The sequence below is a fragment of the Streptomyces sp. NPDC001920 genome, assembly GCF_053594495.1.
The window spans coordinates 527,273-543,324 of sequence record NZ_JBSFEP010000002.1 but is presented as its reverse complement, the minus strand read 5'-3'; the positions used below and the strand labels follow the sequence as shown (position 1 = coordinate 543,324).

Sequence of the window (16,052 nt, the reverse complement as noted above, 5' to 3'; positions counted from 1 at the left end):
CGATGGGCGACCGCTGGCACGTCGAGGTCGACCGGTCGGTGTGCATCGGCTCGGCCCAGTGCGTCCACCACGCCCCCGACGGCTTCCGCCTCGACACCGGCCGTCAGTCCCACCCGGCCGACCCGGAGACCGACGCGAACGAGGGGATCCTGGCGGCGGCGGAGAGCTGCCCGGTGGAGGCGATCGTGATCACGCTGCTGGGGAGCGGAGAGCCGGTGTTCCCGCCGGAGGAATAGGGTAAAAAATCCTATTCAGGGGTTTTATTCCCGGACGGAAGTTCTATTCTGGGAGCAGGCCTACGGGACGAGTGAGGGAGTCCGAACCGGAGTAGCCGACTTCGGCGAGAAGCAGACGGCTTCCGCTGGGGCCGACATCGACGGTCCGGGCTGAGAGGCCGGAAGGCAGTAGTCGGGCCGGAAGGCGACCCCCAATACCTGATCCGGGCAATACCGGCGAAGGGAACCCGTCTCGTAGGTCCTACTCGTGCCCGCAGGTCCTACGCGGGGCCCCCAGGCTCTACGACGCGTGCCCCTCCGGGCTCGTCAGGTCGATCAGGCGGCAGACCGTCTCGATGTCGATCTTCACCTGGGCGATCGAGGCGCGGCCCGAGAGCCAGGTGATCAGGGCCGAGTGCCAGGTGTGCTCGATGACGCGGACCGCGGAGAGCTGCTCGGGTGTCGGGTCCTCCAGCCCCATCGCGTCCAGGATGATCACCGTCGTCTGCCGGGACACCTGGTCCACCTCGGGCGAGACGCTGCGGTCGGCGAAGGTCAGGGCCCGCACCATCGCGTCGGCCAGGTGCGGCTCGCGCTGCAGCGCCCGGAACGCGCGCATCAGCGTCTCCGCCACCCGCTCCGCCGCCGTCTCCCCCTGGGGCGGTTTCTTGCGCAGCGTGCCGTGCATGTGCTCCAGCTGGTCCTGCATCGTGGCGACCAGCAGATGCACCTTGGACGGGAAGTAGCGGTACAGCGTGCCGAGCGCCACCTGCGAGGACTCCGCGACCTCCCGCATCTGTACGGCGTCGAAGCCGCCCCGGCTGGCGAGCTGCGCGCTGGCGTGCAGGATGCGCCGACGGCGGGCCTGCTGCCGCTCGGTGAGGGGCGCAGAGGCGGGGGGTGCGCTACTTGCTTCCGCAGGCATGGATCCCGTTCCGTGACAGTCGGTGAGGGTGAGTGACCGGACAGAGCATGCCAGGGCGTCGGCCGTGGTGTGAATCACCTGATCCACCGCTCACAGCGGCGCTACCTGCCGGTAGATTCAGAGCCTCTCGAACGATCAAGTCTGAAACTTGTTCTACATTAGCGTCCCCGCGTAATCTCGCGGGACCAGAGCAGGGAGAAGGGGGCCTGGAGTGACCGCTGAGGCCAGGGAGGCCGGGCCCGCGGAGGACCCTGCCGCCGACGGCGAGCGACCGCTCGACATCGCGCTTCTCACCTATAAAGGGAACCCGTTCTGCGGCGGCCAGGGCGTCTACGTCAGACACCTCTCCCGCGAGCTGGCCCGCCTCGGCCACCGCGTCGAGGTCATCGGCTCCCAGCCCTACCCCGTCCTCGACGACGACGAGGACCACGCGGGCCGCCTGACCCTCACCGAGCTCCCCAGCCTCGACCTCTACCGCCAGCCCGACCCCTTCCGCACCCCGGGGCGCGACGAGTACCGCGACTGGATCGACGCGCTGGAAGTCGCGACCATGTGGACCGGCGGCTTCCCGGAGCCGCTGACCTTCTCGCTGCGCGCCCGCCGCCATCTGCGCGCCCGGCGCGGCGAGTTCGACGTCGTGCACGACAACCAGACCCTGGGCTACGGACTGCTGGGAGACGTGGGCGCGCCCCTCGTCACCACCATCCACCACCCCATCACCGTCGACCGCCAGTTGGAGCTGGACGCGGCGCCCACCTGGCAGCGGCGGATGTCGGTACGCCGGTGGTACGCCTTCACCCGTATGCAGAAGCGCGTGGCCCGCCGCCTGCCGTCGGTGCTGACCGTCTCGGGCACGTCCCGCACCGAGATCGTCGAGCATCTCGGCGTACGCGAGGACCGCGTCCACGTCGTGCACATCGGCGCGGACACCGACCTGTTCTCACCGGATCCCGCGGTACGGCAGGTCCCCGGCCGGATCGTCACCACCTCCAGCGCCGACGTCCCGCTCAAGGGCCTGGTCTTCCTCGTCGAGGCGCTGGCCAAGGTCCGTGCCGAGCACCCCGACGCCCACCTCGTCGTCGTCGGCAAGCGCCCCGAGGAGGGCCCGGTCGCGCAGGCGATGGAGCGGTACGGCCTCGAAGGCGCCGTCGACTTCGTCAAGGGCATCTCGGACGCGGAGCTCGTCGACCTCGTCCGCTCCGCGCAGGTGGCCTGCGTGCCGTCGCTCTACGAGGGCTTCTCCCTGCCGGCCGCCGAGGCCATGGCCACGGGCACGCCGCTGGTCGCCACGACCGGCGGCGCGATCCCCGAGGTCGCCGGACGCGACGGTCAGACATGTCTGGCGGTGCCACCGGGCGACCCCGGGGCGCTGGCCGCCGCGCTGAGCCTGCTGCTCGGCGACGAGGAGCTGCGCCTTCGGCTGGGCGCGGCCGGACGGGAGCGCGTCCTGCGGCACTTCACCTGGGCGCGGGCCGCGCAGGGCACGGTGGCCCGGTACCGCGAGGCGATGGCGGACTCGGCGGGCCGGAGTCCGGGCGGCTCGGCGGCGAGGGGCACGGGCCGCGGCGCAGCCACCGCCGACACCGGGCCGGGCACGAGGACCGGTGCCGCGAGCGTCGGGGTGACCGCGAAGGCCGAGGAGTCCGCGCTGGTGGGCGAGTCCGTGGGGGCCGGCGAATCCGCGAGGGTCGGCGAGGCCGCTCCATGACCGCCGTACCCGCGAACACCGGCCCCGGCCGGTCCGGTTGCTCACCCCTCTCCGGTTCCGCCGCCCGCCCCTGCTCCCCGTCCTCCTCCCACCCCCACCCTTCCGACCGCGAAAGCAGGCCCACGTGCTGACCGTCGACTTCTCCCGGTTCCCGCTCGCCCCGGGCGACCGTGTCCTGGATCTCGGCTGTGGTGCCGGCCGGCACGCGTTCGAGTGCTACCGCCGCGGTGCCCAGGTCGTCGCGCTGGACCAGAACGGCGAGGAGATCCGTGAGGTCGCGAAGTGGTTCGCGGCGATGAAGGAGGCGGGGGAGGCGCCGGAGGGGGCCACGGCCACCGCCATGGAGGGCGACGCCCTCGCGCTGCCCTTCCCGGACGAGTCCTTCGACGTCGTCATCATCTCCGAGGTCATGGAGCACATCCCGGACGACAAGGGCGTCCTCGCCGAGATGGTCCGGGTGCTGAGGCCCGGCGGCCGTATCGCCGTCACCGTCCCGCGCTACGGTCCGGAGAAGGTCTGCTGGGCGCTGTCCGACGAGTACCACGAGGTCGAGGGCGGCCACATCCGCATCTACAAGGCGGACGAGCTGCTCGCGAAGATGCGCGAGGCCGGCCTCAAGCCCTACGGCACCCACCACGCCCACGCCCTGCACTCCCCGTACTGGTGGCTGAAGTGCGCGTTCGGCGTCGACAACGACAAGGCGCTGCCGGTGCGGGCGTACCACAAGCTGCTGGTCTGGGACATCATGAAGAAGCCGCTGGCCACCCGGGTCGCCGAACAGGCGCTGAACCCGCTGATCGGCAAGAGCTTCGTGGCGTACGCGACCAAGCCGCACCTGCCGCGGCTGTCCGAGACCTCCGAGGCGGCCGCCAAGTGACGACCCCCCGGACAGAACACCTCGTGCTGCCCGGGGTCCTCACCGCCGAGCAGGCCGCCGCGACCGTCGCGGGGATCCTTGCCGTACAGCGGGAGGACGGGGCGATCCCCTGGTTCCGCGGACACCACCTCGACCCGTGGGACCACGTCGAGGCGGCGATGGCCCTGGACACGGCCGGTGAGCACACCGCGGCCGAACGCGCCTACGCGTGGCTGGCGAGGCACCAGAACGACGACGGCTCCTGGTACGCCGCCTACCAGGACGGTGCCTTCGACGACGTCACCGACACCGGGCGCGAGACCAACTTCGTCGCCTACATAGCCGTAGGCGTCTGGCACCACTACCTCTCCACCGGCGACGACACGTTCCTGGACCGCATGTGGCCGTCCGTGCACGCGGCGATCGAGTGCGTGCTCCGGCTCCAGCAGCCCGGCGGCCAGATCGGCTGGCGGCGCGACGAGGACGGCACGGCGACCGCGGACGCGCTGCTGACCGGTTCGTCCTCCATCCACCACGCGTTGCGCTGCGCGCTCGCGATCGCCGAGCAGCGTGAGGAGCCGCAGCCGGACTGGGAGTTGGCGGCCGGGGCGCTGCGGCACGCGATCCGCCGTCACCCGGAGCGGTTCCTGGACAAGGACCGCTACTCGATGGACTGGTACTACCCGGTGCTGGGGGGCGCGTTGACGGGCGCGGAGGCCAAGTCCCGCATCGAGGAGGGCTGGGACCGTTTCGTCGTCCCCGGCCTCGGTGTGCGCTGTGTCGTCCCCAACCCGTGGGTCACGGGCGGGGAGTCGGCCGAACTCGCCCTCGCGCTCTGGGCGATGGGCGAGTCCGACCGGGCACTGGACGTGCTGAAGTCCATCCAGCACCTGCGCGACCCGGAGAGCGGCCTGTACTGGACGGGCTACGTCTTCGACGACGACGCCGTCTGGCCGCGCGAGCTGACGACATGGACGGCCGGGTCGCTGCTGCTGGCGGTCGCCGCACTCGGCGGCCACGAGGCGACCTGCGCGGTGTTCGGCGGCGAGCAGCTGCCGGCGGGACTGGACCCGGACTGCTGCGTCTGAGCGGTCAGGGCCGAAGGACCCTCAGTGCCGGTGCACCCGATTGGCGATGGCGTGGCCGACGAACAGGTAGACCACGGCGGCCAGTCCGTACCCGGCGACCACACGGGCCCACGCCTCGTCGAACGTGAACAGGTCGTAGGACCACCCCGCCAGCCAGCGCGCCGCGTCGTGGATGAACTGCACGAAGTCGTTCGCGCGGTTGGCGTCCAGCAGGTACATGAGGATCCACATGCCCAGGATGAGGGCCATGATGTCGGCGACGATCGCGATGACCGTGCCGGCCTGGTTCGCACCGTTGCGATATCGAGGGGACATGCCCTTCGGGTAGCCCTTGAACCCTGGATGAAACCCGGCTTGTCGCGGCGGCGGTTCAGGAGTTGAGCTCGGCGAGCACCCGCAGGGTGTGCGCGTCCGGAGCGAGGGCGAGCAGATCCGTCACCGGCCCCTTGCGCCACGACTCCAGCCGCTCGGCGATCCGTTCGCGCGGGCCGACCAGGGAGATCTCGTCGGCGAAGGCGTCGGGGACGGCGCGCACGGCCTCCTCCCGGCGGCCGTCCAGGAACAGCCGCTGGATGCGGCGGGCCTCCTCCTCGTACCCCATGCGCGCCATGAGGTCCGCGTGGAAGTTGCGGGCCGCATGGCCCATGCCGCCGATGTAGAAGCCGAGCATGACCTTGACCGGGAGCAGTCCCTCGGCGACGTCGTCGCAGACCCGCACCTGGGCCAGGGGCGCGACGACGAAGCCCTCAGGCAGGCCGGTCACCGCGTCCCCGTACGCGTCCGGCCTGCTCGGCGACCAGTACAGCGGCAGCCAGCCGTCGGCGATCCGGGTCGTCTGGGCGACGTTCTTCGGTCCTTCGGCGCCGAGGAGGATCGGCAGATCGGGGCGGAGGGGATGGGTGATGGGCTTGAGTGCCTTGCCGAGTCCGGTGCCGTCCGGCCCGGCGTACGGGTGGGAGTGGAAACGCCCGTCGAGCGCCACCGGCGCCTCGCGCCGCAGCACCTGCCGTACGACGTCGACGTACTCGCGTGTGGCGGTCAACGGTGAGGCGGGGAACGGCCGTCCGTACCAGCCCTCCACCACCTGCGGCCCCGACAGCCCCAGGCCGAGCATCACGCGCCCCCCGGAGAGGTGGTCGAGGGTCAGGGCGTGCATGGCGGTGGTGGTCGGGGAGCGGGCCGCCATCTGGGCAACCCCCGTACCGAGCCTGATCCTCGACGTCCGCGCGGCGATCCAGGTAAGCGGGGTGAAGGCGTCGGAACCCCATGACTCCGCCGTCCACACCGAGTGGTAGCCGAGCCGCTCGGCCTCCTGCGCGAGCGGGACATGGTCCGCGCAGGGGCCGCGGCCCCAGTAGCCGAGAGCGAGCCCGAGCCGCATGCACGCCTCCTGACGGTACGTCAGATCCTGGTGGCCCTGCGACTGTACGACAACGGCCCCCCGCCGGGAAGGGCGAGGGGCCGTCGGGTACGACGTGCGGGGCTCAGCCGCGCTGGATGCCCGAGGTGTCCTGGAGCACGCCACGGCGGCCGTCCTGCGTCTGCGCGACCAGGGCGGCGCCACGCTGCTCGACGGCCAGGTACCAGGTGCCCGGCGCGAGTTCGGCGATCGGCGTCTGCGAACCGTCCTCCGGGAACAGCGGACGCGGCACGGGCACGGCGAACCAGAACGGCGAGAAGTCCGCGGCCGGTGCGGGCGCCTGCGCCTGCTGCCCGCCGAACGGCTGCCCCGGCTGCGGCTGTCCACCGTACGGCTGCGGCTGCCCCGGCTGCTGGGCACCCGGGTAGCCGTAACCACCGGGCGGCTGGGCGCCGTAGGGCTGGGGCGCGGCGGGGCTGGGGGCCGGCAGGAGAGGGGCCTGGAGGGCGGGGACGAGGGGGGTGGCGATGGCGCCGGCGGCGAGGAGGAGGGCGGCGATGAAGCCGAGGATCAGCCCGGCGGCGGCGCTGCCCCCCGCGGGGACGTCCACCAGCGTCCAGAACAGACCCCATGCGGAGAGAACCGCGAATGCGGCGCCGACCGTCCCGAGGTCCAGGCCGATGACCTTGCGCGGCTGCGGGAGGCAGTGGTTGACGACGATGAGGGCACCGCCGATGACCCCGCCCAAGTACATGCCGAAGCCGATGCCGAGGTTTTCCCAGGCGTTGGAGTCCAGTTCGAACCCTTCGGCGGAGTAGGTGTCGAGGAACGACGCGATGAACAGCAATACCGCTGCTCCGATCACCACGCCGTCGCCTCTAGTGAGGGAGCGGATATTCACTTCAGGAGGTCCTTCGTCAGTCGTCTCGTCATCGGCATCGCTGGAGGCGCCGCTGTCACCATGTCGCCGTCAGGCCCCGGTGTGAAGCGCAGGGGTGGCCCCTCATCGTAGGGACGACCTTATCGTCCGACCGACGAGGGTGTCCGCCGGGATCAGCCGCCGATCACTACCCGCGCAGGAAACTCACGATTCCCTCAGAGATCCCCCGCGCCGCCTTCTGCCGCCAAGCGCCGTCGGTGAGCTGTGCAGCGTCCTTGCTGTCGCGCATGTTGCCGCATTCGATGAACACCTTGGGCACCGTTGACAGATTGAGACCGCCCAGATCCTTGCGCGTGACCAGGCCGGTGCCGTCGCCGACGTAGTCGGAGGGGGCGCTGCCCGTGACGCGGACGAAGGAGCCGGCGATGCGCTCGCCGAGGTCGCGGGAGGGGCCGACGATCGGGCCGGTGTGCGCGGCGCCCTCGTCCACCTTGCCCGGGAGGATGACGTGGAATCCCCGTTGGCCGTTGCCCGCGCCGTCCGCGTGGAGGGAGACGACGGCGTCGGCGTGCGCCTCGTTGCCGATGCGGGCCCGCTCGTCCACGCACGGGCCCCACGGGCGGTCGCCGTCCTGGGTGAACTTCACGGTGGCGCCCTGCCGCTGGAGCAGGGCGCGCAACCGGTGGGCGACGTCCAGGGTGAACTCGGCCTCCGTGTAACCGTCGTTGGTGGAGGTGCCCGTGGTGTCGCACTCCTTCCAGTTGGTGCCGATGTCTACCTGGCGGTTGATGTCGGCCGTGTGCCGGAAGTTGCCGGGGTTGTGGCCGGGGTCGACCACGACCACCTTGCCCTTGAGAGGGCCGGAGGTGCCGGGCGCCGAGGTCGAGTCGGCGGTGGGCGTGGGGCCCGGCGGTTTGTCGTCGGTCGTGGAGGCGTCGGTCGGCACCGAGCCCGACGGCCCCTGGGAGGACCGTACGGCCGCGCTGCCGGAGCCGCCTCCGTCGCCGGAACCGCCCACCGCCTCGTACATCACCCATCCGAGCAGGGCCCCCGGCACGAGGGCGGCGGCCGCGACGGTCAGGGCGCGGCGGCGACGGCGGCGGGGCTGGGAAGGATCGAAGTCCGGACCTACGTACGACACGCCTGACACCTTACGGGCCGACCACCGCACGCGGCGGTACGCCACGGTCGGGGGCGGCGGCCGGAGTCCGCCCGTGGTTCAGAACCCGGTGCCCGTCCGCCGCAGCACACGCAGCGAGTCCGTCACCGACACCTCCGTGAACGCCCCGGACTCCAGTGCCCGCAGGTAGACGCGGTACGGCGCCTGCCCGGTGAACTCGTCCACGGGGTCCGGGAACACGTCGTGGATGACGAGCAGTCCGTCCTCGGCGACATGCGGGGCCCAGCCCTCGTAGTCGGCGTTCGCATGCTCGTCGGTGTGGCCGCCGTCGATGAAGACCAGGCCGAGCGGGGAGTTCCAGATCTTCGCGACCTGCGGGGAGCGGCCGACCAGAGCCACGACGTGCTCCTCCAGGCCCGCCCTGTGCAGCGTGCGGCGGAATGTCGGCAGCGTGTCCATCAGGCCGATCTCGGGGTCGACGGTCTCCGGGTCGTGGTACTCCCAGCCCGGCTGCTGTTCCTCGCTGCCGCGGTGGTGGTCGACGGTGAGGGCCGTCACCCCGGTCTCGCGGGCGGCGTCGGCGAGCAGGATCGCGGAGCGACCGCAGTACGTGCCGACCTCCAGCAGGGGCAGGCCGAGCCGTCCGGCCTCGACGGCCGCCGCGTACAGCGCGAGCCCCTCGCCCGCGGGCATGAACCCCTTCGCCGCCTCGAACGCGGCCAGGATCTCGGGCTTGGGGGCCGGGGCCATGCGGGTCCCTTTCGGTCGTACGAGCGTGTGGGCGCCCATCGTGCACCACACCCCCCGGCACGGTGAACGACGGGGGGTGCGAGCGCAGGGGTGTCAGGCGCCGACCGGCTCCCCGGGCAGCGACAGGTCCACCTCGACCGGGCCGCCCTCACCCGTGTGCGTCGCCGACGAGGCGAGCGGGGCGTGGCCGTCGGCGCGGGCGGCCAGGACGTAGGCGCCGTGGGCGGGGACGGCGAGGGCGTAGCTGCCGTCCTCGGCGGACAGGGCCGCGCCGGCCCGCCGGCCCCGGCGGTCGATCAGCGTGACCCTGGCACGCGCGACCGGGATGCCGGTGGCGTCCAGGACCCGGCCGCGGAACCCGTGCAGTGCCTCCTCGACGCGCTGCGGGCCGGCGTCCTCCTCGCCGGCGGCGTGCGGCCGAGGCGGGGCGGCGGGGCGGTGCTTGGGCAGGAGCAGGGCCATCAGCAGGCCGATCGCGACCGCGGCCGTCGCGATGAGGAACGAGAGGCGGAAGCCGTGCATCGTCGGGATCTCGGCGCCGCCGACGTCGTTCGCCGTGTTCGCCAGCACCATGCCGATCACGGCGCTCGACACCGAGGTGCCGATGGAGCGCATCAGGGTGTTGAGGCCGTTCGCCGCCCCGGTCTCCGACGCCGGGACCGCGCCGACGATCAGGGCCGGGAGCGAGGAGTAGGCGAGGCCGATGCCGGTGCCCAGGACGACCGCGATCAGCAGGCTCTGCCAGGGGGCGCTCATCAGGCCGAGGCCGGCGCCGTAGCCGATCGCGATGATCAGCATGCCGATGATCAGGGTCGTCTTGGGGCCGTACTTCGCGGAGAGGCGGGCGTACACGGGTGCCGTGAACATCATCGTCAGGCCCAGCGGGGCCACGAGCAGGCCCGCGACCACCATCGACTGGCCGAGCCCGTAGCCGGTGGACTTCGGGAGCTGGAGCAGCTGGGGGAGGACGAGGGAGACGACGTAGAACGAGACACCGACCATGATCGAGGCCAGGTTGGTGAAGAGGACCGCCGGGCGGGCCGTGGTGCGCAGGTCGACGAGGGGGGCCGCGATGCGCAGTTCGTAGACGCCCCACAGCAGCAGGACGGCGGCCGACGCGCCGAACAGACCGAGCGTGGTGCCGGAGGTCCAGCCCCAGTCGCTGCCCTTGGTGATCGGCAGCAGGAACAGGACGAGGCCGGCGGAGAGGCCGAGCGCGCCCATCAGGTCGAAGGAGCCTTCCGCGCGGACCTCGGACTCCGGTACGACGAGGAGGGTGAGGGCGATGGAGAGGACGCCGAGGCCGGCGGCGCCGTAGAAGAGGGCGTGCCAGTCGGCGTGCTGGGCGACCAGGGCCGCGGCGGGCAGTGCGAGTCCGCCGCCGACGCCGATCGAGGAGCTCATCAGGGCCATCGCCGAGCCGAGCTTCTCGCGGGGCAGCCTGTCGCGCATCAGCCCGATGCCGAGGGGTATCGCGCCCATCGCGAAGCCCTGCAGGGTGCGGCCGGCGATCATGGGGAGCAGGTCGCTGGTGACGGCGCTGACCACGGCGCCGAGCACCATCACGGCCAGGCTGACCGTCAGCATGCGCCGCTTTCCGTACAGGTCCCCCAGCCGGCCCATGATCGGCGTGGCCACGGCACCGGAGAGCAGCGTCGAGGTCAGGACCCAGGTGGCGTTGCCGGGCGTGGTGCTCAGCAGCTGCGGCAGGTCCTTGATGACCGGGACGAGCAGGGTCTGCATCACCGCGACGACGATGCCCGCGAAGGCGAGGACCGGGACGAGGGGGCCGGTCGCTCTGCCGGTGGGCTGGTCGTTCGTCGTTCGTTTCATGTCGGGGGCCAACCCGGTGTACCTGGGCAACTATTCCGATGCTTTGGACCCCTAAAGGTTTCTTGACGCTTTCTTGGTGAAGCCGAGGATGGCGAGGAGGCTGATACGGGGGGTGTAGGTCCCTGGCAGGGGGCGGCCTGGGCACAAATCCCGATGCCGGAAGCGTCGGTGGTTGAGAGCATGACATCCATGCTCCGAGCCGCTGACGCCACCCGCACCTCCCGCCGTACCGCGCCTCCCACCTGGCTGGTGGTGGCGCTCGCCTGCGCCGGGCAGTTCCTGGTCGTGCTCGACGTGTCCGTGGTGAACGTGGCGCTGCCGTCGATGCGTGCCGACCTCGGGCTCAGCGCGCAGGGACTGCAGTGGGTGGTCAACGCCTACGCCATCGCCTTCGCGGGGTTCATGCTGCTCGGCGGGCGGGCCGGGGACCTCTACGGCCGCAAGCGGATGTTCCTGGTCGGGCTCTCCCTGTTCACCCTGGCCTCGCTGGCCGGCGGGCTGGCCCGGCAGGAGTGGCACCTGCTCGCCGCCCGGGCAGTACAGGGACTGGGCGCCGCGGTGCTGGCGCCCTCGACGCTGACGATCCTGACCGCGGCGGTGCCGGAGGGCGCGGCGCGGGCACGGGCCATCGCGACCTGGACCGCGGTCGGTGCCGGGGGCGGCGCCGCGGGCGGGCTCGTCGGCGGGGTGCTGGTGGACGTGCTGTCGTGGCGCTGGGTACTGCTGATCAACGTGCCGGTGGGCGCGGTGGTCCTGGCCGGTGCGGTGCTCTGGCTCGCGGAGAGCCGGGCCGAGGACGGGAACCGGCTGGACCTGCCGGGCGCGGTCCTGGTGACGGCCGGGCTGGCGACGCTCGCGTACGGCATCTCGCAGACCGAGGCCGAGGGCTGGACGGCGACGGCCACCGTCGTACCGCTGCTGGCGGGGCTCGCCCTGATCGGCGCCTTCCTCGCCGTTCAGGCGCGTACGGCGGCTCCGCTGATGCCGCTCGGGCTGCTGCGGCTGCGGTCGGTGTCGTCGGCGAACGTGGCGATGTTCCTGTCCGGGTCGGCGATGTTCTGCATGTGGTTCTTCATGACGCTGTACGCGCAGAACGTGCTCGGCTACACCCCGCTGGAGGCCGGTCTGGCCCTGGTGCCCAGCTCACTGGCCGTGATCGTCGGCTCCAAGCTCGCACCCCGGTTGATGCGGGCGACCGGCGTACGCAACGTGGCCGTGCTGGGCACGGTCGTGGCGGCCGTCGGCTTCGGCTGGCAGTCCACGCTGGATGCGACGGGCGCGTACCTGACGTCGATCATGGTGCCGGGCGTGCTGATGATGCTGGGCGCGGGCTTGGCGGCCACCCCGCTCGCCGCCCTGGCCACGTCCGGTGCCCGGCCGGGCGAGGCGGGGCTGGTCTCGGGACTGGTCAACACCTCGCGCACGATGGGCGGTTCGCTGGGTCTCGCGGTCATGTCGACCATCGCGGCCGCGCGTTCGCAGGGGAGCACGTCGCCGGGGGCACTGACGGAGGGGTACGCCCTGGTCTTCCGTACGTCGGCGGCGGTGCTCGTGGCGGGGGCGGTGCTGATGCTGCTGTGGCTGCCGAGGAGGACTTCGACGAACTGAGGCGACGCAGGCAACGGTCCGAGGGGCTCATGGACTCCTTTGAATATCTAGGAGGTGCCCATGGGGGATCGCAAGGCGGCTCGGGACTCGGAGTTCCAGAGCTTTGTCATCGGCCGCTGGCCGCGGCTGATGCGGACGGCATTTCTCCTCACGGGGGAGCAGCACGCCGCGGAGGACCTGGTCCAGACGACGCTCGAACAGGTCTACGTGGCCTGGCGCAGAGTCGGCTCGGCCGATGACCCGGAGGCCTATGTGCGGCGCGTGATGATCAACGCGCACGCCCGCAGGCACCGCAGGCGGCTCAGGGAGTTCCTCGCGCCCAAGGACGACTGCGGCCTGGTGCGCGAGGTGGCGGAGGCCGGTGACCGCATCGCTCAGGCCGAGGACCGCAGCACCCTGCTGACGGCTCTCGCGCAACTGCCCGTGCGGCAGCGGGAGGCGGTGGTCCTGCGGTACTGGGAGGACCTGACCGAGACGCAGACGGCGGAGGCGATGGGGTGTTCCGTCGGCGCGGTGAAGAGCAACGCGTCCAAGGGGATCGCGAAACTCCGCGCCATACCGGGACTGGCCGAGATGGTGACGCAGGGAGGACGGACGCGATGAGCGGGCACCGGGAGACGAACCACGGCATGAGCAAGCACGACACGACCCACACGGACATCGCCTTCCTGCTCGCCGAAGCCGCGGACGAGGTCGAGGTCGGCATAGCCCCTTATGACGCGGTGCTCCGCGGCGGCCGCCGGCGCAGAGCCCGCCGCTGGGCGGTCGCGACGGCGACGGCCCTGGCGCTGGTGGGCTCGGCGACCACACTGGCCGTGGCGGGCATGCCGGGCGGCGACGGCGACCGCAGCCGGGGCTCCTCGGTGGCGACCAGCCCGCCCACGAGCCCGCCCGCCACCCCGGCGCCGGACGTGCGCACGCCCCAGCGGACCCTGCTCGCCACCGGAACCGAGCGCGGCAAGGACTGGAGGGTCGACATCGACGTCTGGGAGGCACCCCGCGACGAACGGGAGGCCCAGGCCGAGCTGGCGGCGATGGCCGAGTTCGGGGACACCCCGTCGGACGTGCGCCAGGCCTCCGACCTGATCGGCCGAAGCTCGTACTCGGTGAAGTGGAGCTACGGCACCGTGGTGAGCAGCCCGACGCTGATCGAGGAGGCGTTCACCGCGCAGGACGCGATGTCGGGCAAGGACATCCAGACCGCAGCGGTCGCCCTGGAGCCCGGTTCCGAGGGGCCGAAGCGCCTGGTCATCGGCAAGGTCGCCGTGACCGCCCAGCAGGTCACCTGCACCTGGAAGGACGGTACGACCACCGAGGTCCCCGTGGTCTCCCGGGCCCACGACGTCAACAGCGACGACTTCGTGATCCGCCCGGTGGACGGTTCCCCGGTGAACTGGTTCGTGTGCCTCGCGCCGGAGGGCACGGTGTACGAGTCGGTGCGGGTGACGCAGTAGCGGTGGCGCGCCGAGGGCGGGGGGCAGGGCGTCGGGACGGCGCGTCTGCGGGGAGCCGCGTTCCGGGCGATCACGGGACCGGTCCACCGCCGCGGACGCCGGCCCGACGTGTCGGACCTGATGAAGCGTCAGAAGCCTTCACAAGTGTGCTGCACTCGGCTATACAAAGGGCGCCGGACTGGAACGCGTTCTAGAACGGCCCGCGACGACCTCGGTGCGGCCGACGGTGCGGACGGCCGTACCGGGGTCTTTCGGTCCCCCAAGAGCCTTCAGGAGCCCCATGCCCATCGACGCCGCCAAGGCCGTTGCAGCGCAGCCCCGGACGGGCGAGATCACCTGGAACGCCAAGGACGTGCAGCTCTACCACCTCGGAATCGGCGCGGGCACCCCGGCGACCGACCCCGACGAACTGCGCTACACCCTTGAGTCCCGCCTGCACGTCCTGCCCAGCTTCGCCACCGTCGCCGGCTCCGGATCGCCCGGGGTGATCAGCGGCCTGTCCATGCCCGGTGTCGAGGTGGACCTCGCCAAGGTCCTGCACGGCGGCCAGTCGCTGACCCTCCACCGTCCCATCCCGGTACGGGGCACGGCGACCGCCACTTCGCGCATCGCCGCCGTCCACGACAAGGGCAAGGCCGCCGTCCTCGTCATGCGCACCGAAGTCGCCGACAGCGACGGGCCGTTGTGGACGAACGACGCCCAGATCTTCGTCCGGGGAGAAGGAGGGTGGGGCGGCGACCGCGGCCCGTCCGCCCGTCTCGAACCCCCTGTCGGTGAGCCCGACCGGGTCGTCGAGCGGTCGACCCGCGAGGACCAGGCCCTGCTCTACCGTCTCTCCGGCGACCTGAACCCGCTGCACGCGGACCCCGAGTTCGCCAAGGTCGCCGGGTTCGAACGGCCCATCCTGCACGGACTGTGCACCTACGGCATCACGCTCAAGGCGGTCGTGGACACGCTGCTCGGCGGTGATGTGACCCGGGTGCGGTCCTACGCCACCCGGTTCGCCGGGGTCGTGTATCCCGGGGAGACCCTGCGCATCCGCGCGTGGTCGTCGCAGGGCGCCGTGCGGGTCGCGGTGAGCGCGGTCGAGCGGGACGACGCGCCCGTCCTCGCCGACACCGTCGTCGAACACACCTGAGTCCACACCGCCGTACGAGGGGAGCCGCACCATGCGAGCAGCCGTACTGCACGAGATCGGCCAGGACAAGCTCGACGTCCTCGACGACGTCGAGGCGGTGGGCTTCGGGCCCGGCAGGGTGAGGGTCCGGGTGCGGGCGACCGGGCTGTGCCACTCGGATCTGTCCGCCATGGCGGGAGTGCTGCCCCAGCCGGCACCCTTCGTGCCCGGTCACGAGGGCGCGGGCGAGATCCTGGAAGTCGGGGAGGGCGTACGCCATCTGAAGCCCGGCGACCGGGTCGTCGTCTGCTGGCTCCCCGCCTGCGGCGCCTGCCCCGCCTGCAGGCGCGGCCAGTCCCAGCTGTGCCTGGCCGGGTTCATGAACGCCGGAACCCCCAACTTCAAGCGCCCGGCAGGTGACCTCTTCGGCTTCGCCGGCACCGGCACCTTCGCGGAGGAGGTCGTGGTCGACGCGGGCTGCGCGGTGCCCGTCCCCGACGACGTCCCCTTCGACATCGCCGCCCTCATCGGCTGCGGCGTGACCACCGGGCTCGGTGCCGCGCTCAACACCGCCGAGGTGGAGGCCGGTTCGTCCGTCGCCGTCATCGGCTGCGGTGGCGTCGGTGTCTCCGCGATCCAGGGGGCCCGGCTCAAGGGCGCCGCCGAGATCGTCGCCGTCGACCCGGTCCCCGCACGCCGCGAGTCCGCGCTGAGGTTCGGCGCCACCAAGGCGGTGTCGCCGGACGAACTGCCCGCCGCCAAGCAGGAGATCACCGCCGGCGAGGGCTTCGACTACGTCTTCGAGGTCGTCGGCAGGTCCGCCACCGCCCGCACGGCCTACGAGAACACCCGGCGCGGCGGCACCCTCGTCATCGTCGGCGCCGGAGCGATGGACGACTTCCTCCAGCTCAACATGTTCGAGCTGTTCTTCGACGAGAAGCGGATCCTGCCGTCCATGTACGGAGGCGGTGACGTCCTGCGCTCCTACGAGCGGACGATCGCGCTCTGGCGCGCGGGCCGCATCGACCTCGCGGCACTGATCACCCACCGTGTGCCGCTGGCCGGCATCAACGAGGCGATCGACCAGATGCGCACGGGCACGGCGCTGCGCACCTGCATCGAGATCTGACGGCGAGGG

General features: G+C 71.8%; 16 protein-coding genes. 9 read left to right on the top strand and 7 right to left on the bottom strand.

What is annotated here, in order from left to right:
* Positions 1-2 precede the first annotated feature (2 nt).
* The gene (locus ACWCPI_RS05025) at positions 3-236 is read left to right on the top strand and encodes a ferredoxin (protein WP_451036775.1); all 234 of its coding nucleotides are present in this window, start codon (positions 3-5) and stop codon (positions 234-236) included.
* 280 nt (positions 237-516) lie between these two features.
* Here the strand turns inward: ACWCPI_RS05025 and ACWCPI_RS05020 are convergent, their stop codons facing one another.
* Positions 517-1,140, bottom strand: coding sequence for a TetR family transcriptional regulator (locus ACWCPI_RS05020; RefSeq protein WP_451036774.1), 624 nt, complete (start codon positions 1,138-1,140; stop codon positions 517-519).
* A 211-nt stretch (positions 1,141-1,351) separates the two neighbouring features.
* Here ACWCPI_RS05020 and ACWCPI_RS05015 point away from each other — a divergent pair, with 211 nt between their 5' ends.
* The 3 genes from ACWCPI_RS05015 to ACWCPI_RS05005 all read left to right on the top strand — a co-directional run bounded on the left by ACWCPI_RS05015 (position 1,352) and on the right by ACWCPI_RS05005 (position 4,792).
* Positions 1,352-2,848, top strand: a complete 1,497-nt coding sequence (locus tag ACWCPI_RS05015) for a glycosyltransferase family 4 protein (RefSeq protein ID WP_451036773.1) — start codon at positions 1,352-1,354, stop codon at positions 2,846-2,848.
* A 124-nt stretch (positions 2,849-2,972) separates the two neighbouring features.
* Positions 2,973-3,725: a methyltransferase domain-containing protein gene (locus tag ACWCPI_RS05010; RefSeq protein WP_451036772.1), complete on the top strand. Its 753-nt coding sequence runs from the start codon at positions 2,973-2,975 to the stop codon at positions 3,723-3,725.
* The gene (locus tag ACWCPI_RS05005; protein WP_451036771.1) at positions 3,722-4,792 is read left to right on the top strand and encodes a prenyltransferase; all 1,071 of its coding nucleotides are present in this window, start codon (positions 3,722-3,724) and stop codon (positions 4,790-4,792) included. The genes ACWCPI_RS05010 and ACWCPI_RS05005 overlap by 4 nt, the downstream gene beginning before the upstream one ends.
* Positions 4,793-4,813: 21 nt before the next feature.
* On the opposite strand, the gene ACWCPI_RS05000 is transcribed toward ACWCPI_RS05005, so the two are convergent.
* From ACWCPI_RS05000 to ACWCPI_RS04975, 6 genes are all read right to left on the bottom strand, one after another.
* Positions 4,814-5,107 carry a hypothetical protein gene (locus ACWCPI_RS05000; RefSeq protein ID WP_451036770.1) on the bottom strand — a complete coding sequence of 98 codons (294 nt, stop codon included), beginning with the start codon at positions 5,105-5,107 and terminating at the stop codon, positions 4,814-4,816.
* A 55-nt stretch (positions 5,108-5,162) separates the two neighbouring features.
* Entirely contained in the window at positions 5,163-6,173 is a 1,011-nt protein-coding gene (locus ACWCPI_RS04995; RefSeq protein ID WP_451036769.1) for an LLM class F420-dependent oxidoreductase, read from the bottom strand.
* A 103-nt stretch (positions 6,174-6,276) separates the two neighbouring features.
* On the bottom strand, positions 6,277-7,053 hold the full coding sequence (locus tag ACWCPI_RS04990) for a hypothetical protein (protein ID WP_451036768.1): 777 nt from the start codon (positions 7,051-7,053) through the stop codon (positions 6,277-6,279).
* 166 nt (positions 7,054-7,219) lie between these two features.
* Positions 7,220-8,173: an N-acetylmuramoyl-L-alanine amidase gene (locus ACWCPI_RS04985; protein WP_451036767.1), complete on the bottom strand. Its 954-nt coding sequence runs from the start codon at positions 8,171-8,173 to the stop codon at positions 7,220-7,222.
* A 78-nt stretch (positions 8,174-8,251) separates the two neighbouring features.
* Positions 8,252-8,902: a class I SAM-dependent methyltransferase gene (locus ACWCPI_RS04980; RefSeq protein WP_451036766.1), complete on the bottom strand. Its 651-nt coding sequence runs from the start codon at positions 8,900-8,902 to the stop codon at positions 8,252-8,254.
* Between the two features lie 93 nt (positions 8,903-8,995).
* The gene (locus tag ACWCPI_RS04975) at positions 8,996-10,735 is read right to left on the bottom strand and encodes an MFS transporter (RefSeq protein ID WP_451036765.1); all 1,740 of its coding nucleotides are present in this window, start codon (positions 10,733-10,735) and stop codon (positions 8,996-8,998) included.
* A 180-nt stretch (positions 10,736-10,915) separates the two neighbouring features.
* Here ACWCPI_RS04975 and ACWCPI_RS04970 point away from each other — a divergent pair, with 180 nt between their 5' ends.
* From ACWCPI_RS04970 to ACWCPI_RS04950, 5 genes are all read left to right on the top strand, one after another.
* Positions 10,916-12,343 carry an MFS transporter gene (locus tag ACWCPI_RS04970; RefSeq protein WP_451036764.1) on the top strand — a complete coding sequence of 476 codons (1,428 nt, stop codon included), beginning with the start codon at positions 10,916-10,918 and terminating at the stop codon, positions 12,341-12,343.
* A 60-nt stretch (positions 12,344-12,403) separates the two neighbouring features.
* On the top strand, positions 12,404-12,946 hold the full coding sequence (locus ACWCPI_RS04965; protein WP_451036763.1) for a SigE family RNA polymerase sigma factor: 543 nt from the start codon (positions 12,404-12,406) through the stop codon (positions 12,944-12,946).
* Positions 12,943-13,797, top strand: coding sequence for a hypothetical protein (locus ACWCPI_RS04960; protein ID WP_451036762.1), 855 nt, complete (start codon positions 12,943-12,945; stop codon positions 13,795-13,797). Before ACWCPI_RS04965 ends, ACWCPI_RS04960 begins: the two co-directional genes overlap by 4 nt.
* Positions 13,798-14,077: 280 nt before the next feature.
* Entirely contained in the window at positions 14,078-14,935 is an 858-nt protein-coding gene (locus ACWCPI_RS04955; RefSeq protein WP_451036761.1) for a MaoC/PaaZ C-terminal domain-containing protein, read from the top strand.
* A gap of 31 nt (positions 14,936-14,966) precedes the next feature.
* Entirely contained in the window at positions 14,967-16,043 is a 1,077-nt protein-coding gene (locus ACWCPI_RS04950) for a Zn-dependent alcohol dehydrogenase (protein ID WP_451036760.1), read from the top strand.
* The last annotated feature ends 9 nt before the right edge of the window (positions 16,044-16,052 follow it).

Coding starts and splice junctions, on each gene's coding strand:
- ACWCPI_RS05025 (WP_451036775.1), top strand. CDS start 3: ATGGGCGACCGCTGGCACGTCGAGGTCGACCGGTCGGTGTGCATCGGC.
- ACWCPI_RS05020 (WP_451036774.1), bottom strand. CDS start 1,140: ATGCCTGCGGAAGCAAGTAGCGCACCCCCCGCCTCTGCGCCCCTCACC.
- ACWCPI_RS05000 (WP_451036770.1), bottom strand. CDS start 5,107: ATGTCCCCTCGATATCGCAACGGTGCGAACCAGGCCGGCACGGTCATC.
- ACWCPI_RS04995 (WP_451036769.1), bottom strand. CDS start 6,173: ATGCGGCTCGGGCTCGCTCTCGGCTACTGGGGCCGCGGCCCCTGCGCG.
- ACWCPI_RS04980 (WP_451036766.1), bottom strand. CDS start 8,902: ATGGCCCCGGCCCCCAAGCCCGAGATCCTGGCCGCGTTCGAGGCGGCG.
- ACWCPI_RS04975 (WP_451036765.1), bottom strand. CDS start 10,735: ATGAAACGAACGACGAACGACCAGCCCACCGGCAGAGCGACCGGCCCC.
- ACWCPI_RS04970 (WP_451036764.1), top strand. CDS start 10,916: ATGACATCCATGCTCCGAGCCGCTGACGCCACCCGCACCTCCCGCCGT.
- ACWCPI_RS04965 (WP_451036763.1), top strand. CDS start 12,404: ATGGGGGATCGCAAGGCGGCTCGGGACTCGGAGTTCCAGAGCTTTGTC.
- ACWCPI_RS04960 (WP_451036762.1), top strand. CDS start 12,943: ATGAGCGGGCACCGGGAGACGAACCACGGCATGAGCAAGCACGACACG.
- ACWCPI_RS04955 (WP_451036761.1), top strand. CDS start 14,078: ATGCCCATCGACGCCGCCAAGGCCGTTGCAGCGCAGCCCCGGACGGGC.
- ACWCPI_RS04950 (WP_451036760.1), top strand. CDS start 14,967: ATGCGAGCAGCCGTACTGCACGAGATCGGCCAGGACAAGCTCGACGTC.